Here is an 18,798-nt window from a genome sequence, read left to right on the forward strand (position 1 = left end):
TGTTTTAGGACAATTAGAATTTAGTTTTTTGAAAAAAACAATTTCAGATAATAAAATAGCTTCAATCTATCTGATTGAAGCTATTTTTGCTTTAGGAATTAAGAAAGTCTTTTAAGCTTTTGTTTCTTATGATTTTATATAAGAATAATATTACTCCTATAATTTCTATAATCGTTGAAATAAATAAAACCATATTTGCATTAGGAAGATGTGTAATTTTCATTAATGCACCTATAATCCAAATAATAATTCCTATAGCTAGGATGATTAATGTATGTTTGATTTTCATTACTTCTTTAGGATAGCATTGATTATACCTTCTAGATTCTCATTAAATTCTACTAACTGAGAAAAAACTTTATCATCTTTAGATAAACCTCCATGTTTATTATTTTTAAAGAAAGTAGCTTTTATAGTTTCCCATCTTTCTTTTTCTTGAGGAGTTATTAAACCAGCTATTTCTTTTAGTTTTAATAAATTTGATTCTGTGTCAGCAGTTAACGTTTGCGACTCGCTTTCGTAATGAGCTAAAATAGTATCATCAATTTCTTTGTCATTCATCATAGGGACAATTCTTCCAACTAGTTTAGACATATTTCGGTAAGAACCTTGCATTTTAAAAGGAGGTTCTGTTCTATAATCGTCCTGCATTGCCGCGCTTAAAATGTAATTCTGATTAACTTTTACAACAATATTTCTAATTTTAATAACATGTTTTAATACGGTTACAAAATCATCAATTTCTTGGCTTAAATAATTACCTTCTAAATTTGGCAATTGTTCTAGATTTTCGGTTACGAAATTTGTTAACTTATAAAAATCATCTAAACTTTTTGATGCTATCTTATCTAAGTAAGGATTGTCACTTGTTGCATTTTCTATTAAACTTAAGTTGAATAAAGTTTCCGTATCTCCAATTACATCACCTAAATTATAAACATCTGCACGATTGGCTAACATATCTGGGATCTGAAATTTAGAACCGCTTTCTGTATATGGATTTCCAGCCATAACAATACAAAAACGTTTTCCTCTTAAGTCGTAGGTTTTACTTTCGCCATCAAAAATACCGTCAATTTTACGTTGACCATCGGCTAATGAAATAAACTTTTGTAAAAACTCAGAACTTAAATGTTGAATATCATCAAGATAAAGCATTACATTATCTGCCATTTCAAACGAAAGATTTATCTTTTTTAATTCCTCTCTTTCTCCAGAAGTTTTAGCTTCAACGGGATCTATAGATGTTATAGAATGTCCTATTGTTGGTCCGTTAACTTTTACAAAATGTAAACCCATTGTTTTTGCTAGGTATTCCATAAGAGTGGTTTTACCATAACCTGGTGGAGAAATTAATAATAACATTCCCATGCGCGCAGTTCTTTTGTTATCGCCTGCAGCACCAAGTTGTTTTGCTAAGTTATTTCCGATTAAAGGAAAATAGACTTCGTTAATTAATTTATTACGAACAAATGATGTTAAAACTTTAGGTTCAAATTCTTTAATTTTTAATTCCTTTTCATAATTTTTAGAAATATCATCTTTCAAATTTTTAAAAGCATTAAAGTTTGGAACGTCAATCGTTGAGAAATGCTCTAATTTATTCATGATATCATGATAATGATGTTCGTAAATTCCTTCTGAAATAACAGTATGATTACCTTTTAAATCTTCAATCTTTAATAAAGTATTTCCAGAATTGTAATGATATTTTTCTTCTGAAAATAAAATAATCATTGCAACTTCATCAACATAATTTCTAGAATTTTTACTGTCCTCATTTTCATCTAACCAAGAATTTATCCAGTTTTCGACAAGATAAAATTTCTCGATAGAAGAGAAGTTGTCGTCGTTAATTAACGATTCAAAATCAGCAATAGTTCTATTGTCTTTTAGTTGAGAAATAAAATTATTTTTAAATAGATTCGCTTCTTCATTTATGGAAAAAGTTTGATATTTAGTAAATGTCTGAAAGATATAACCTGCAACTTTATTACTTGTTGTAATAGATTTATCCCATGTTGTAATCCATTTATCATATTGTTCAATAAGTTCTTTTATAATATTATCGAACCTTTTAGAATTTGGAAAACTTTTTAGAATAAATTGAGCTGAATTTAAAAGCGCTTTTAATTTATCTCGTGTTTTTTCATCTAAACTATTCCAGAAAAATTGAGCTGTAATTCGTGTTTGTTTATCAAATTTTAAAAGATCTAGCTTTGCCGCTGTCTTATTAATTTCTTGATAAATACGTAATGCATCAAAATTATGAACACCTTTTATGTAACCTTCTGTATAATTTTGTTCTATTGTTTGGTTGATGAATAATTCTGCGTCAAAATCTTTCGTGTCACTAGCTAATATGGCTTGATAGACTAAAAATTCTGCTCGATATACAAGTTGGTTTTCAGAAATAAACTCTTGATTCCAAATAGCTTGATAATTGTAAATTTCTTCATTTTTTACTTTTTGATAGAAACTAGTTCCTGTTAAATGAAAAAATAATTCATTATTTCTGTTTAATAAGGTTAGAGCTAATCGCTGATTATTTACAGCAAATTTATTCGTTCCAAGTGCAATTATATTTTCACCATCAACAAAAAGCTCAGTTTTATCACGCAAAACTCTTAAAGTATCTTCTTGAGATTTCTTAAGAAGATTTTCTAAATTTTCTGCTTTAGAGACATCTTCTAAATCTTTTAATTCCTGAATTAATTGACGAATCTTATCTATCATTAAATCCGAAGAATAAAAAGCAAGAATGTCTTCTTTTGAAGAAAATGAAGCTGCTTTATTTTCGATATTTTTAAGAACACGTAATCCAATTTGTTCTAATGAATTAGTGCGCTTATTTTTTTGTTCTATTATTTGTTCACGTTTTGTATTAAACGCTTTTATAATCTCATCTCTTTTATCTGCAATTTTAATAGAAAATTCTTCAAAGTCAGAAAATTTACTATCTAATTCTTCTAATTGGACGATAAGCTTTGTGTTGTATTCTTCTGTTTTTTCTTCTGTTGTAGAAAGTTCTAAAAAGTTAACAATACTTTGTTCTAATAAAGTCATTTGAGCAGAAAACTCTGCAACAGATTCTTTACTTCTTAAAGAACTTATTTTACGTGTTAATTGTGCGCGGACTTCGTTTAACAACGCAAAAATGAAAGAAATTTTTTCTATAATTTTTGTTGTCTGTGTAGCGTCCTCAATTTTTAAACTATTTAAAATATCAATTAATAGTTCTAATTCTGATGCTATTTTTAAACAAGCTTCTTCTATTTCTTTTGCATCAATAGCTTTCTGTATATTCTCAACGAGTACTTTTTGTTCCGCAACTTTCTCTTCATACGGAATTAAAGCTTCGTCTAATAATAAGAAAGCGATTGTTTTTTCAGATAAATCTACTGTGATTTGATTCAGTTGCTCTTCTAAAGCTTGTACACGTTCAAGCTGAATGTATCGAACAGATTTTAAGTCGATAATTCTTCCTTGTAGCTTTCTAGCTTCTGCTAAATGCTCAACTAATAAATCGAGCTGATTATACGTTGAGCTATTAATTTTGAAGACAATATCATTTATTACTTCTTCTGTTTTTTCTAACGATTCTAAAGCAAATTTTTTCTGTACTTGTACTTTAGCAAATTCATCAATAGCTGTATTAGCAATGCTTTTTACATCTAACAAAGGAATATCTAACTGAAATGTATCTTCTGAATTTATCCAAAAATAACTATCTAATAAGCTATTCGATTTTTTTACAATGTCTTCATAAAGCCCTTCGTAAGAATCTTCTTTATTAATTAATTGAATAATTTCTTGAGATTCTGCCATTGCTTTCACAATGTCTTTGTTTCCGATTTTATAAAGTGGATGATTTGTTTTTTCTTTATTCTCAATCAATTGCTCAACATAAGGTGTTTCCCAAATTTGAACTTGATGATGTCTTGTTGCTTCTTCTTCTGTTCGGAAATAAATTAAATGTCCATCTTTAAAAATTGTAAAACCATTACATATAATAGGTGTTTCTACTGTTTGTTGAATAATATTATAAGAAAGTAGAATATATGTGTTTGTTTCGTCTTGATTAAAAATGTACATAAAATCTTCTCCATTAGGAGAATTTATGCGACGGAAAAATTGAAAATTTTCAAGGTTATTATCAAATAAATGATAAGTCCCATTTTGGAGATAATATCCATTAGAAAAAATTAAACCTTGATTATCTGGAAGTAGAACGGCTGCATCTAATAACGCAGGTACATTTACCACTTCTTTTGTACGGACATTAAAAATATATGATCTAAAATCCTCTTGAAAAGGTTTAATTCTAACAGTAATTAGATTACCTAAATCAGCATAATAATATTCAGCATCATCTAGTTGTTGATCAATATTTGTTACTTTTTCAGTATAAATACCTTTTCCAGAATCTGTATTATCTTCTATTTTAAAGGTGATGTCTCCTCCAATAGCTTCAATAAAAACTTTATCGAGAATAGAAATATGAGGGAATTTACCTAATCTTCTATCTTCTAAGCCAGTTTTTGTCCATTCAAAATCAAACTGATCTGCTTTTTGTACTTCATGAATACTTCTATCGTCTTGATAAATTAACTGACCATCTTTTATTAACCACTTAAATGCTTTTAAATCTTGCGCATTCTTACTGGTTTGGAAAACCATATAAAGATAGTTGTCTGTTCTTCTAAATTTAGAAAAGATAGAATCTCTGTAGTATTTATATAAATTTTGAAAATCTGTAAAGAAATTTTGATCGTCAATTAATTGAAGGTTTTGAGGTATAAATTGATTTTCTTGAAATAAATAAATACTAAAAACATCGCTTAATTGTATGTCTGTGCGTAATCCAAAATGAACATTGTAACCAAAAATACATAACTGATCGAATGCGATAATCCCACGAGCAACACATGTATTTTCTGTTGTAATTCTTTGATTTGCGTTTAATATAAAATTACTCGAATTAAAAACTTCTTTTCTTGCTTCGTTTAATTTTAATAATCTTTCAGAGAGAATATCTTTTTGAGTAAGGAGTCTTTTTCGAATGATTTCGTAGGCTCCGGCGTCTAATGTTTCAGTAATGTGTACGTTTTCTTCTTGCATCAATTAAAATTCTTACTATTTAATTAAAATTTATTCCCCTACCAAAATGTAGAGTAGGGGAATAAAATGGGGTTATCCTAATTTTCTATTCGCAATTCCTAATTGATTTGCAATTCCGAAAAGTGAGTTGATAAATCCTGTGTCTTCTTGATTACCAGCAGCTGTTGTTGCTTGTTGTAATTTTATTAAAGCAGCAGTAATCGTTAAGTTTTTAATATCGTTAGAAGAAATACCATATTTATCTGCAATACCTCTAATTCTTCCGGCTAAATCTCCATCTTCATTTGGATCTATTAAAGCATTTTTAATATCTGTAGCATGCGCAGAGTTGTTGATTAAATGATCAAATCCTTTTGCATTAGAAACTTGTTTCACAATATTCTCGAAGAACATTGTTTCACCACCAACAATATCAATCTTAGCAGATTTTAATGCATTAGATAATACCTCAGCTTGTGCACTGGCAATATCTTTCTGAATGTTGATTTGTGCCAATTCGATATCTTTCTCTTTTTGTAATTGTAATTTAAACTCTTCGTGTTCTTTTCCAACACCGTCTAATTGTTTCATTGCAGCAGCTTTTTCTTCGATACCTTTTGCTTCTGCAAGTGCTTTTTCTTTTACAATTTCAGCTTGTGCTAAACCTTCTTTACGTAAAGCTTCTGCTTTTTTCTCTATAATTGTAGCTTCAACAATACCTTGTCTTTCTTCTGCTTCTGCTTTTGCAATCATAACTTCCGCTTCAGATAAACCAATTGCAGCTTCTTCTTTCGCTTGTGCTTCTGCAATTATTTTTCTTGCTTCTGCCTCTTTTGTTGATGCTTCTTTTTTAGCTTCAGCATCAATTAATAATTCTTGTGCTTTACGTTCAGCAACTTGCTTTTCAGCATCTGCTTCTATGACTTGACGAGCTGCTTCTTGTTCTGCTGCAATTTTAGCTGCTTCTGCTGCTTTTACAGTTTCAATTAATCGCTCTTCTGCTTCTTGAGAAGCTGCAATAATACCAGCTTGCTTTTGACGTTCTACTTCACGATAAACCTCAACGTCTTTCACGCTTTGTTGTTCTTCAATAACTCCTTTTTCAAGTTGAACACGCTCTTTTATAACGTTTTGGATATTCTTTTTCTCTGTTTCTATAGAGCGTTCTTTGTCTATTTGTGCAAGTGTTACAATACGCTCACGCTCTGTTTGTTCTAAAGCACGGTCTTTTTCTACACGTTCTGTCTCGATTGCATCTGTACGTAATTTACTTTTTTCTGCAATGATGATTTGACGTAGTTTATTTTCTTCCTGAATTGCTAATTGCTCTTCAGTAGTTATACGAACAGATTCAGATTTTAAACGTTCCTCTTCTCGTACTTTTGTAATCTCTGCATCTTCACGAGCTTTTATATTATCAATTTCACGACGTTGACGTTCTTCTTTTTCTGCCAACTGACGTTCTAATTCTAAAATAGCTTCACGTGCTTCAACATTTTGTTTTTTAATTACTTTTTCCTCTTCTCTACGAATTAAATTGGCATTCATATTTTGTTGAGCCGTTAATTCGGTAATTTTCTTAATACCTTCAGAATCTAATATATTATCAGGGCTTAAGAATTTTAATTCTGTTTGTTCTAAATAATCAATAGCACAGTCATCTAAAATATATCCATTAAGATCTGTTCCGATGATATTTAAAATCTCATCTCTAAACTCTCGTCTTGCTTCGTATAATTCTATAAAGTCGAATTTCTTTCCAACAGTTTTTAATGCTTCAGAGAATTTTGCTTCGAATATGCTTTTTAATGTTTCTGGATCTGATGCTCTTTCAGTACCTAAGTTTTGTGCCACGTTTATTACATCGTTTACAGATTTATTAACGCGAATAAAAAAGGCAACCTTTATATCGGCACGGATATTATCTCTACAAATCAAACCATCGTTTTGTTGACGAGCAATATCTATTTTCTTTACTGAAATATCCATTATTTCCATTTTGTGAAATACAGGAATAACGTACATACCCTTATTAAAGGCAACATGAGATCCTCCCACACCTGTTCTTACAATTGCTTTTCCTTGAGGAATCTTTTTGTAAAAAACGCTAAGAGCTATGATGAATGCAGCTATGATGAAAATGATAACACCAACAGCTATAAGAATGAATTGAGTCATTTTATATTATTTAAATTTTATAGGTTAAGATTGTTTTAAAATAAATTAATTAGTGTAGAAATTGTTTCTTCTATAAGAAAAGAAAGACTGTAAAAAATTAGTATCATATTTTATTGTTTTATAAGTTATCTAATGTTATTTGTTTTGTTACGTAATAATAATGTTTAGAAGGAGCTTCGTCTGTGATAATAATTGTATCGCCAAATTCAATTTTTTCTCCCGTGTGGCTTTTAATGTTTAATGTAATAATGTCTTGATTTATTAAAAATTCTGCTGAACCAATTTTTTCTCCGTCTATCGTAGATTTAGTTCTTCCAATTCTTCCAATAAAATCTGTCGCTTCTTCACCATGATAGCCTAACTCTTTGTACATTTTTACAAGTGGTTTTGTTATCCAATGCATAATGAAATAAACAACAATAAAAATCGGAATTAAAATGAATACAGAATAAATACCTAGTTTTCCTAATCCAAAAATGAGAGATGAAAGAATTGTAATAACCCAACTAATAAACTTGAATAAAGTAACGATAACCATTAAGGGTACTTTTCCAATATTTATAAAATCTAAACATTTAGAAAAGAAGGATGGCTCAGCTTGTGCATCCGCATCGTGATCTAAATCAGAATCAACATCAACGTCATTTATATCTCCAAAATGGAAGTCAGAATCGCCACCAAAGTCAATTCCATCTCCTGCTAATAATTGAAACACCCAATAAACAAGAGAGAATCCCATTAAGATTGTCATAATCCCACTTGGAAGAGGATAGAATAATAAATTAATTATATCTGTCATTTATAGTTGTTTAGTTTTAATATTAAATTAGTTTAAACTGCTTAATTACATAAGTAATTATAGTATTAACGGAAATAATATGTTAGTTATTTTTATCTTGAATTTTTAATTTTAGAGCTTCTAATTCATCCTCTATAAGATCTTTTTTTAAGACATCATTTATTTCATCTGTTGTCGATTTAGAGTTTTTAGCTAAATCTCCGTATGCATTAGCTAGTGCTTCATCTTCGGCAACCTTTTCTTTCATTCTTTCTAACATACTTATAGTGCTATTAGAATCTATTTTTGCCATTTGTTTGTTTACTAATTTTGTAGCATTAGCAACACGTATTCTAGCTTTTAAAGTAGCTAATTCATTTTCCCATTTGTTGATATTAAATTTTAATATTTCAACACTTTTATGAACTTCATTAGCAGACTTTTCATGAATAATTACTTGCTCTTCTAATTCTATTACTTCGTCAGAAAGTTGTTTTTTTATAGTTAAAGCTTCTTTTGCCAGGTTTTCTGCTTGTTCTATCGTTATTTCGTTACGTTTAGCTTTTTCTAAAAGTAATAATGCTTTATGTTCATACTCTTCAGCTTCTTTATTTTTGGAATTAATTAGATTCTGAGTTCTAATGGCCATCGCTTTTACTTTTGCATATGCCTCCAATGAATGATTTAAGTCTTCGCGCATTTCACGAATACCTTGTTCAGTCATTTTAATTGGATCCTCCATTTTCTCAACAACAGAATGTATTTCTGCTTGTCCGATTCTAAATATGCGTTTGAAAATGTTCATTTTTTATTGTTTTATTGTTTTGAAAATTTAATTAATTGAACAGAGTATTCACTCATCAATAAACTCAAAGAATTTAACGTTGCTTCGAACTCATTTTGATCTAAGTTTGAGATTTGAAGTGTGTAACGAAAAATTACTTTTTTACCGTCTTCTGTAATAGCAAATGCTCCATGAATAATATCGCGATTCTTCATCAATAAAGCTTTGTACATATCAAGATTTTCATTTGTAATTGTAAATAAATACAATTCAAAAATGATTATTGGAGGAGCAACTCCAATAATTAAATTTTGTATACCGTCTAATAAATTCTCAACCATAAAAACACCTTCATCTTTACTCTTATAAGTAATGGTGTAATCTATGTTTTGAATAAAATTTTCAACCTTCGAAAAATAATTCATTTTGTTGTTGTTCGTTATTTTTTGTAATTTGCTGGTGTAAAATTAAACAATTTGCTAAAATATTTAGCAAACAAAAATGTTAAAATTTCAATTAATGACTAAAATAGGTGAAAATATAAAGAAATTAAGACAAGTTAAGAACTTAACTCAACAATCTTTTGCTGATTTATTTGAAGTTAGTAGAGGAAATATCTCATCTTATGAAGAAAAGCGTGCGGAGCCTAAAATTGAAACAATTTATAAAATTGCTAAATATTTTAGCATTCCAATAGGTCATTTGATCGAAAAAAACTTAACAGTAAATGAAATTTTAAATTTTGATAACTATTTTGAGGAAGGTGATACATTGAAAAATGTTAAAAATTTGAGCAAAATACCTTTTCTTTCAAGAGAGATTTTACAAGGTAAAAAAGACATGCACAAAAACTTGTTGATATACCCATCAATTTATTTTCCTATTAATAATTCTCATCAATTTATCGCATTAGAATATAATGACTCAAGTATTCCTGCACCATTAGATTTTCCTTATGAAGAACCTACTATATTATTTTTTGAACAATTAGAAGTAGAGAAGCTGCATTTAACTGAAGAAAAATTTGGTTTATATTTTGTGGATGATGATGCCTTTATTGGAAAGTTTAAACAATCGGGAAAAGATTTAATCTTAGAATTAAATCAATGGAAAGAAATTATTTTTAATGTAGACGATATTCAGAATTATTACCAACTGTATTCAGTTTATAATAAAGTATAAAATAAAACGAGCTTCGGAATTACGAAGCTCGTTTTATTTATATCTTTATTATCTACAAACAATGTTCTTAAACTTTAATATAGATTTTTCTTTTATCTAATAAATAAGCTAAAAACCAGAAAAAGGTTAAGAATATTAATGAATAGACAAATGAACCTATTTCGGGCGAACTAGGAATTTTTGCACAAATATTCTGATAAAACCATCCCAATGGCGAAGTGTAAGTAAGTTCGTTTTGATCGTTAAAACCATTTTCTATTCGTATTAGTCCTAATATTCTTGGGAATAAACCACTTAAAACAAAAATAAAAAGAGGATTTTTTCCAAAGACATCAAAGAATTTTGTAAATCCATTTTTAATGGTAAGAATCTCGATAAACCAAATCATTACACCTATTGCTAAAATAGACAAACCAGTTGTGTGAATAACATACGAACTACTCCATATTTTTTTATTGTATGGAAATTCTAATTGCCAAAAATAACCTATGATTAATGCTAATGTTCCAATTACAAATAAACCAGCTACTAACTTATAGTTTTGCTGATCTGTGGTTGGAAGTTCTCTGTTAAACCATTTTATATTTCCTTGTTTACTAATAAAAATACCAATTAAGTAACCAAATAAAACTTGAGCAATTGCAGGAATTGTACTGTAAAGACCTTCTGGATCGAATGGGATAGATTCTCCTTTGTAAATGTGCTTTATTCCTAAAATTTGATAATCTATTTTTGTTCCAATAAAACCATCTATAGAATAAGGATCAATGCCTCCGAAGTATTTTGTAAGTAACCAATAAATTATTAGTATACTAAACGAGATCCATAAGACTGTTTTTTGTTTAAAATAAAATGCAATAATAGAGGCAAAGAAATAAGCAATTGCAATTCGTTGTAAAACGCCCATTATTCTAATTCCATTTTCATCTGAACCAGTCCACGTTTTTAAAATTAATTCATTGTTTTCCCATTTAAAGAATGGCCACCAATTAATGAATAAGCCAATTAGAAAAATGAGAATACTACGTTTTATTATTTTTTTCCAAAATTCGGTTGTCGGTTGTTGTTGAAAACGAGGAATAACAAATGCCATCGCATTACCAACTGCAAATAAGAAAAAAGGAAAAACCAAATCAGTCGGTGTACATCCATTCCATTCGGCGTGTTTTAGTGGTGGAAACATATATGCCCATGTTCCGGGATTGTTAACCAAAATCATAAGAGCAACTGTTGCTCCACGAAAAACATCTAATGAATAATAACGTGCTGGTTTCATTGTCTAAAAAAATAATATTCTAAATATAAAAAAATCCACTCTAATGACAGAGTGGATTGTAAATATATTTTAAGAGATAATTTAGTAACCATGTAAGTTGACATCGTCAGTAGAAAGTAATTCTACTTTTTTACCCATTTTTTTCTGAATAATTTTAAAATGATGTAAATCTTCTTCTGTAATTAAACTAATTGCTTTTCCTGTAGCATTTGCACGACCTGTACGTCCAATTCTGTGTACATAATCTAAAGGAGAGCGAGGTAATTCGTAATTAATAACAGTTGGTAAACCTTCTATATGTATTCCTCGTCCAATTAAATCAGTTGCAACTAAAACTTGTACATCACCCAATTTAAAATCTTCCAAATTATCTAAACGAGCTCCTTGTGATTTCTTACTATGAATAGCCATAGCAGAAATTTTATTCTTTTTTAATTTATCAACTAAATTATCGGCAGTTCTTGTAGAAGAAACAAAAACTAGAACTTGTTCTAAATTTTCAGATTTTATTAAATATCTTAAAAAAGGACCTTTGTTCTCAGCATCTACTTTGTAGGCAATTTGTTCAATAGAATCAATTTCAACTTCTGTATTTTTTACCTCAACAATTTCTGGTTTAATATTCAGTGTTGTTTTTATTTCATCTACTTTATCATTTAAAGTGGCAGAAAAAAGAACAGTTTGTTTCTTTTTAGGAATAGCTTTTAAAATACGAGCCATTTCATCTCCAAAACCTAACTGAAATAATTTATCAGCTTCATCAATCACTAAATAGTTTAATTGTTCTAATGAAAGAGCATTATGATCCATTAAATCTAATAAACGTCCTGGTGTTGCAATTAGAATTTCTGTTCCATATAAATTTTTCATTTGTGGATTAATAGAAGTTCCTCCAAAAACAGCTTGTGTTTTAACTTCTCGGCGTAATGCTTTTTGTAAACCAACAAAAGTTTGTTCTATCTGTACAGCTAATTCTCGTGTAGGGACAATAATTAATGCTTTTATAAAACGAGATTTTTCGTACGACTGGTGTTGAATTTTTTGTAACAATGGAGCAACAAAACATAATGTTTTTCCAGAACCTGTTTTTGCAATTCCCATTACATCTTTTCCTTTTAAAATGTGTGGAATAGTTTCGGTCTGAATTTCGAATGGTTTTAAAAAACCAAGTTCAGCAATTGCTTTTGAAATATATGGAGATAATCCTAAATTTTCGAATGACATAAATATTGTTAAGACCACAAAGGTAGAGATTAAATTTGAATGATTTTTTAACGAGGTTTAATCCTTTTAGGAGAAATTGAAAATCAGATGAGATTCTATATATTTTAAATATTTCTAGGAATTCAATCAAAATAGTAATCAAATTATATGGGTATATTAAATATTAGAAAAAAATTCGGTTTAAAACTTATGAAATTTCTTTTTGCTTAATAAAACTATTATTAAATTTGATTTATATGAAAAAAGATCAGTCTAAGCTAATTCGCGAACAAGCACCAAGGTCAGCAACACGCGAACATTCAGTACCATTATATTTAACATCAAGTTTTATTTTTGATAGCGCAGAACAAGGAAGAGCAATTTTTGCTGAAGAGGAGCAAGGAATGGTGTATTCTCGTTATGCTAATCCAAATACAACAGAATTTATTAACAGAGTTTGTGCATTAGAAAATGCAGAAGCAGGATTAGCATTTGCATCTGGAATGGCAGGAGTTTTCGCCTCTTTTGCATCATTTATAAAAAATGGAGACCACATTGTTTCAAGTCGAGCAATTTTTGGTTCTACACACCAATTAATTACACAATTATTTCCTCGTTGGGGAGTAACTTATACGTATGTTGATTCTTCGGATGTTGCAGATTGGGAAAAAGCAATTCAGGAAAACACAAAAATTGTCTTTTTAGAATCTCCATCTAATCCTGGATTAGAATTGTTTGATTTAGAAGCGTTGGCAAAATTGAAAGAGAAATATCCACAAATTATTTTTGCAATAGATAACTGTTTTGCTACACCATATTTACAACAGCCATTAAAATTCGGATTTGATTTATCTATACATTCAGCAACAAAATACATGGATGGGCAAGGTCGTGTTTTGGGAGGTGTGGTTGTTGGAAATGAAGAATTAATAAACGAAATGATGTTTTTTATTCGTCATACAGGACCTGCAATGTCACCATTTAATGCTTGGACAATTTCTAAAAGTTTAGAAACATTAGGACTAAGAATGGACCGTCATTGTGAAAATGCTTTAGCATTGGCAGAAGCATTAGAAAAGAATAACGAAATTGTTGAGGTAAAATATCCATTTTTACCTTCTCATCCGCAACATGAACTTGCTAAAAAGCAAATGAAAGCTGGAGGAGGAATTGTAACATTTGAAGTAAAAGGAGGAAAGGAACGTGCTTTTAAATTCATAGATAAACTAGAAATGATTTTGTATACATCTAATTTAGGAGATTCTAGAACCATAGCTACACATCCTGCAACTACAACTCATGCAAAGTTAACAGATGATGAAAGAGCTGATTTAGGAATTATGCCAGGAACGATTCGTTTATCTGTTGGTTTAGAAGATAAACAAGATATTATTGATGATATCTTACAAGCGTTGGAAGCAACAAAGTAAAAGCTTAAATATAGTTTAATAAGGAAATCCAACAATTGTTGGATTTTTTTATATTAATTTGTTTTTAATTAAAACCACTATTATGAAATTAAATGCTGGAATTATTACAGAAAAATTAGAAGAAACGAAACAGTTTTATACAGATGTTCTAAATTTTGGAGTTACGTTTGAAAACGAATTTTATTTATTGTTACATACGCCAAAACAAGAGGCTGAAATTAGTTTCTTACTTCCAAATCATCCTAGTCAACAATCTCTATTTCATCAACCATTTAATGGAAAAGGAATGTATTTAACAATAGAAGTAGATAATGTTGATAACTTGTACAAGGAGATAAAAGAAAAAAATATAGATATAAAGATAGAGCTTCGTGATGAACCATGGGGCGATAGACATTTTGCTATACAAGATCCAAATGGTATTGGAATTGATATTGTGACATATTCTGCTCAAGAATAATTCTTATTTTATCATTCAACATAAAAAAGAGCTTGTTTATAAACAAGCTCTTTTCATTTTTTTAAATTATATTTTGTTTATTTTTTCTAGAAATTCATTTATTTTTTCTTCTGGTGTAGACCAAGATGTAACCAAGCGTATAGACGAATTATTCTCATCTATTTTTGACCAAACATAGAATTCGAAATCATTCTGTAATTTTTCAATTAATTGATTTGGTAAAATAGGAAAAATCTGATTAGAAGATGGTTCTGTTAAGAATTGATATCCTTTATTAGATAATCCTTCAGCAAGTTTTTGAGCTATATTATTCGCATACTTTCCAAGTTCAAAAAATAAATCATTTTTAAATAATTCAGCAAACTGAATTCCTATTAATCTTCCTTTCGCTAACATTCCACCTTTTTGTTTGATATTATAACGAAAATCTTCATCTAGTTTTAGATCATTAATAACAATTGCTTCTCCTATTAAGGCTCCATTTTTTGTTCCTCCAATATAAAAAACATCAGATAAATTTGCCATATCTTCTAATGTTACATCACTTTTAGAAGAAGTTAAAGCAGAAGCTAAACGAGCACCATCTACAAATAAATAGAGATTCTTTTCTTTACAAAAAGTATACAAAGTTGTTAATTCTTCTTTTGTATAAACACTTCCTATTTCGGTAGAGTTAGAAATATAAACCAATTTTGGCTTAACCATGTGTTCGTCCGTATGTGTGTCTAAAACATGTTGTACTTCTTTAGGCGTTAATTTTCCATTGGAAGTTGATACTGTATTTATTTTATGACCTGTAGCTTCTATTGCTCCAGTTTCATGTACTGCAATATGTCCAGATTCTGCGGCAATTACAGATTCGTGAGGTCTTAAGATAGATGATATAACAATTTGATTCGCTTGTGTTCCTCCAGAAACGAAGTGAATCGCAGCTTCTTTTTTTATTTTTTCTTTAATAGAAGCTCTAGCTTCGTTACAAAACTCATCTTCTCCGTAGCCAATAGCCTGTTCTAAGTTGGTGTTAATTAATCTTTCTAAGATAGATGGGTGAGCGCCTTCGCTATAATCGTTTTTAAAACTATACTTTTTCAAAATAGAATACTTAAATTAGAGTCTAAATTTAGATAGTTTTTCCTATTTCTTTCCTAATTTGAACGTTAAATTGCTCAAATTTTTAAAAAACAAATCGATGAAAATATTAGTAGTAGAAGATGAAATACAATTGCAACAAACAATTGTTCAATTTCTAGAAAACGAAAAGTTTATTGTAGAGACTGCAAGTACTTTTTCGGAAGGAATAGATAAACTTATTTCTTTTGATTACGACTGTATTTTATTGGATATAATGTTGCCTGATGGTGATGGAATTTCTTTGTTGAAAGAATTAAAAAAAATGAATAAAAAATCGGCAGTTATCATTTTGTCGGCAAAAGATTCTGTAGATGATAAAGTAGAAGGTCTTTTGGTTGGAGCGGATGATTACTTGGCAAAACCTTTTCATTTTGCTGAATTATTAGCACGTATAAAAGTTGTTTTTAGAAAAAATCATCAGAATGGAGAACAAAATATTTCGTATAAAAATATTGTATTAAATCCAGAAGATCGTCGGGTATTAATCGATAATAATGAGGTGAAATTAAATAGAAAAGAATATGATCTTTTATATTATTTTATGTTGAGACCAGAAAAGGTTTTTCAGAAAACAACGTTGGCAGAAAGTGTTTGGGGAGATCATATAGAATTAGTTGATAGTTTAGATTTTATTTATTCTCAGATAAAAAACCTTAGAAAAAAATTAAAAGAAGCACATGCCGAAGCAGATATACAAGCGGTATATGGAGTAGGATATAAATTGGTTTAATATGAAAACATCTCTTAAGAATTATACATTTCGATATTTAACAATTTCACTTTTAGCAGTTCTTGCTATTTGGGCTATTCTGTTTCGTTCTTTTATTTTAGATGAGGTTTATGACAATGTTGATGATGGATTAAAAAATCAGAAAATAGAAATCATAAGACAATCTTATGTTGATCCAGAAGTTATCAAAACAAATAAATTTGGTTTAAATCAGTTTCGTATTCTGCCTGTAAAACCAGAAGAATATAACGAAATGAACCGTTTAACTAATGAAATGGTTTTTATGCCTTATGATGGAGAAGATGAACCTTATCGTTATTTAAGAACTGGATTTTATGGAAAAGATGGAAAGCCTTATGCATTAGAAATTAGAACATCTACAGTTGAAGAAGATGATTTAATCTATGATTTATCAATGGCGCTTTTTGCATTATATTTTTTCATCTTAATAAGTATTTTACTTGTTAATCACTTTGCGTTAAAAAAGGCTTATCAACCATTTGATAAAATTCTGAAACAATTACAAAGTTATCGTTTTGGACAATCTAAAGAATTAAAACCAATTGAAACAAATGTGATAGAATTTGAACTTCTTCAATCAGAAATTGCTTCTATGATTAATAGAAATGAACAGGTTTTCTATAATCAAAAAGTATTTATAGGAAATGCTTCTCATGAATTACAAACACCTTTGGCAATTGCAATTAATAAATTAGACTTATTATTGGAACAAGATAATTTCGAAGAAAAAGATTATATCCAATTAGCTGAAGCTAAAAATTCGTTGTGGCGAATGGTTAGTCTTAATCGATCACTATTAATGTTATCTAAAATTGAAAATCATCAATACAATATAAAAGAAGAAGTTAATTTTAATCAACTTATTCAAGAAACATTAGATGATTATGAAGCTATTTTCGAAACTGAAGAAATAAAAATTATTACTGAATTTAATGCTGAGTTTAAAACGTTATTTAATAAAGATTTAGCGAATATCTTAATTTCAAATTTAATTCGTAATGCAATAAAACACAACAATAAAGAAAAGCTGATTCTGATTAAAATTAATCATGAGAATGAACTTTCTATTTCGAATACGAGTGATTTGTTTGCCTTAAATACGAGCGAAATTTATAATCGTTTCTACAAGCAAGGTTTTCATATAGAAAGTAATGGTTTAGGACTTTCTATTGTTGATACAATTTTAAAAAATCAAGAAACAATACAAATCGATTATCAATACAAAGATGGTTTGCATCAATTTATTCTTAAAAAATAATTGTTCCTAATTCTTTCCTAATTCATTTATCAACTTTGTCTTATAAAATTTAAAAATAGACAAAATGAAAAATATTTTAAGTATCGTTTTATTAGGATTAAGTGCTTTTACATTTGCACAAGATCAAATGATTTCTTTTAATCAATTACCACAAAAAGGGCAGAAGTTTATTAACACTTATTTTAATTCTAAAAATGTTTCTGCTGTAACGTTAGATAAAGATTACTTTTCTAAAGATTATGAAGTTATTCTGAAAAATGGAACAAAAATAGAATTTGACGGAAGCGGTAATTGGACAGAAGTGGACGGAAAACGTAATACAATTCCGACAGGATTTGCACCAGATAAAATTGTAGCATACGTTAAGAAGAGTTTTCCACAAACAAGTATCATTAAAATAGAGAAGAATAAGTATTCTTATGAAGTCGAGTTATCAAATGGTTTGGATATTGATTTTGATGGAAAAGGTAATTTTGTAAAAATTGATGATTAATAATAAACTATAAACTGGAGTTGAATATAAAATTCCAGTTTATTTATATTTTTTTATCCATTTTACATTTTCAATCGCACTTTTCCATGCTTCGGATAACGCACCATCAAATTTTAATCCTGTTATAGTTTCTAGATTAACTAATTTATCCCAGGCCTTTTTATTACCAATAATCGAAAGCGCTTCTAATTTCCCAATATTTTCTTCCCAATTTGTTTCGAAACTTTTTTCATTTTCCAATGAATTTAAAAACTTCTCTGCTTGTGTCGTATTAATGGTATATGCATCTACTTTTGGTTTTAAATCAGAAACTTTTAGTTGATTTCCTTTTGGTGTTATAGTTTGTTCACCGATTTGTATCAATTCCCAATTCCAATTCGTTCCAATAGGTAGATATCTTAATTGTTGAATTACTAATTCGTTTTTATTTTGTTTGAGTCTACAAATTTCCAATGCACCAAATCGCACATAAGATTTTCCAGTTTCGCAATCAAAAACATCAAATTCCGAAACAATCGGATATTCTTGAGACATTTCTTTATCCACAAATCCGCAAACATTTACAGATTTATTGTTGTCAAATTGATATGTTAATACTGGCTCATCATTTTTTGAAGATCCAATACCGTCAAAACATTTACAATCTTTTGTAGAGGTAACATTGTTTTCGGCAATTAAATTATTCTTGGTTTGTTTTTCACAAGAAAATAAAGAAAAAACAACAAATAGTATACTAACAGATAATCTCATAATGAATGAATTGTGAAATATAAA

At 28.9% G+C, this 18,798-nt stretch carries 16 protein-coding genes; 6 read left to right on the forward strand and 10 right to left on the reverse strand.

What is annotated here, in order from left to right; all coding sequences use genetic code 11:
• Positions 1 to 91: 91 nt before the first annotated feature.
• From BUA86_RS16075 to BUA86_RS12725, 6 genes are all read right to left on the reverse strand, one after another.
• A complete protein-coding gene (locus tag BUA86_RS16075; RefSeq protein WP_072933232.1) occupies positions 92 to 289 on the reverse strand; it encodes a GldL-related protein in 198 nt (65 codons plus the stop codon).
• Complete coding sequence (locus tag BUA86_RS12705) at positions 289 to 5,121, reverse strand: DNA repair ATPase (RefSeq protein WP_072933233.1); 4,833 nt, start codon at positions 5,119 to 5,121, stop codon at positions 289 to 291. Before BUA86_RS12705 ends, BUA86_RS16075 begins: the two co-directional genes overlap by 1 nt.
• Before the next feature lie 72 nt (positions 5,122 to 5,193).
• Positions 5,194 to 7,278 carry a flotillin gene (locus tag BUA86_RS12710; protein ID WP_072933234.1) on the reverse strand — a complete coding sequence of 695 codons (2,085 nt, stop codon included), beginning with the start codon at positions 7,276 to 7,278 and terminating at the stop codon, positions 5,194 to 5,196.
• Positions 7,279 to 7,396: 118 nt separating this feature from the next.
• A complete protein-coding gene (locus BUA86_RS12715) occupies positions 7,397 to 8,077 on the reverse strand; it encodes an OB-fold-containig protein (protein ID WP_072933235.1) in 681 nt (226 codons plus the stop codon).
• Positions 8,078 to 8,159: 82 nt separating this feature from the next.
• The gene (locus tag BUA86_RS12720) at positions 8,160 to 8,861 is read right to left on the reverse strand and encodes a PspA/IM30 family protein (protein ID WP_072933236.1); all 702 of its coding nucleotides are present in this window, start codon (positions 8,859 to 8,861) and stop codon (positions 8,160 to 8,162) included.
• Positions 8,862 to 8,872: 11 nt separating this feature from the next.
• Positions 8,873 to 9,265: a type III secretion system chaperone family protein gene (locus BUA86_RS12725; RefSeq protein ID WP_072933237.1), complete on the reverse strand. Its 393-nt coding sequence runs from the start codon at positions 9,263 to 9,265 to the stop codon at positions 8,873 to 8,875.
• 76 nt (positions 9,266 to 9,341) lie between these two features.
• Here BUA86_RS12725 and BUA86_RS12730 point away from each other — a divergent pair, with 76 nt between their 5' ends.
• Positions 9,342 to 10,022 carry a helix-turn-helix domain-containing protein gene (locus tag BUA86_RS12730; RefSeq protein ID WP_229731825.1) on the forward strand — a complete coding sequence of 227 codons (681 nt, stop codon included), beginning with the start codon at positions 9,342 to 9,344 and terminating at the stop codon, positions 10,020 to 10,022.
• Positions 10,023 to 10,089: 67 nt separating this feature from the next.
• On the opposite strand, the gene BUA86_RS12735 is transcribed toward BUA86_RS12730, so the two are convergent.
• Both BUA86_RS12735 and BUA86_RS12740 read right to left on the reverse strand, forming a co-directional pair.
• A complete protein-coding gene (locus tag BUA86_RS12735) occupies positions 10,090 to 11,298 on the reverse strand; it encodes an acyltransferase family protein (protein ID WP_072933238.1) in 1,209 nt (402 codons plus the stop codon).
• An 81-nt stretch (positions 11,299 to 11,379) separates the two neighbouring features.
• Positions 11,380 to 12,522 carry a DEAD/DEAH box helicase gene (locus tag BUA86_RS12740; RefSeq protein ID WP_072933239.1) on the reverse strand — a complete coding sequence of 381 codons (1,143 nt, stop codon included), beginning with the start codon at positions 12,520 to 12,522 and terminating at the stop codon, positions 11,380 to 11,382.
• 236 nt (positions 12,523 to 12,758) lie between these two features.
• Here BUA86_RS12740 and BUA86_RS12745 point away from each other — a divergent pair, with 236 nt between their 5' ends.
• Together BUA86_RS12745 and BUA86_RS12750 are read left to right on the forward strand one after the other, a co-directional pair.
• Positions 12,759 to 13,931, forward strand: coding sequence for a trans-sulfuration enzyme family protein (locus BUA86_RS12745; RefSeq protein ID WP_072933241.1), 1,173 nt, complete (start codon positions 12,759 to 12,761; stop codon positions 13,929 to 13,931).
• An 82-nt stretch (positions 13,932 to 14,013) separates the two neighbouring features.
• Positions 14,014 to 14,391 carry a VOC family protein gene (locus BUA86_RS12750; RefSeq protein WP_072933243.1) on the forward strand — a complete coding sequence of 126 codons (378 nt, stop codon included), beginning with the start codon at positions 14,014 to 14,016 and terminating at the stop codon, positions 14,389 to 14,391.
• A 66-nt stretch (positions 14,392 to 14,457) separates the two neighbouring features.
• Here BUA86_RS12750 and BUA86_RS12755 read toward each other — a convergent pair whose 3' ends face one another.
• A complete protein-coding gene (locus BUA86_RS12755; RefSeq protein WP_072933245.1) occupies positions 14,458 to 15,483 on the reverse strand; it encodes a threonine aldolase family protein in 1,026 nt (341 codons plus the stop codon).
• Between the two features lie 97 nt (positions 15,484 to 15,580).
• On the opposite strand from BUA86_RS12755, the gene BUA86_RS12760 reads away from it, so the two are divergent.
• The 3 genes from BUA86_RS12760 to BUA86_RS12770 all read left to right on the forward strand — a co-directional run bounded on the left by BUA86_RS12760 (position 15,581) and on the right by BUA86_RS12770 (position 18,024).
• Positions 15,581 to 16,252 carry a response regulator transcription factor gene (locus BUA86_RS12760; RefSeq protein ID WP_072933247.1) on the forward strand — a complete coding sequence of 224 codons (672 nt, stop codon included), beginning with the start codon at positions 15,581 to 15,583 and terminating at the stop codon, positions 16,250 to 16,252.
• A 1-nt stretch (position 16,253) separates the two neighbouring features.
• The gene (locus tag BUA86_RS12765) at positions 16,254 to 17,531 is read left to right on the forward strand and encodes a sensor histidine kinase (protein WP_072933249.1); all 1,278 of its coding nucleotides are present in this window, start codon (positions 16,254 to 16,256) and stop codon (positions 17,529 to 17,531) included.
• 64 nt (positions 17,532 to 17,595) lie between these two features.
• Positions 17,596 to 18,024 carry a PepSY-like domain-containing protein gene (locus tag BUA86_RS12770; RefSeq protein WP_072933251.1) on the forward strand — a complete coding sequence of 143 codons (429 nt, stop codon included), beginning with the start codon at positions 17,596 to 17,598 and terminating at the stop codon, positions 18,022 to 18,024.
• A 39-nt stretch (positions 18,025 to 18,063) separates the two neighbouring features.
• Here the strand turns inward: BUA86_RS12770 and BUA86_RS12775 are convergent, their stop codons facing one another.
• A complete protein-coding gene (locus BUA86_RS12775) occupies positions 18,064 to 18,774 on the reverse strand; it encodes a hypothetical protein (RefSeq protein WP_072933253.1) in 711 nt (236 codons plus the stop codon).
• Between the last annotated feature and the right edge of the window lie 24 nt (positions 18,775 to 18,798).

Origin of the sequence: Chishuiella changwenlii (genome assembly GCF_900142565.1) — a bacterium.
Taxonomy (GTDB): domain Bacteria; phylum Bacteroidota; class Bacteroidia; order Flavobacteriales; family Weeksellaceae; genus Empedobacter; species Empedobacter changwenlii.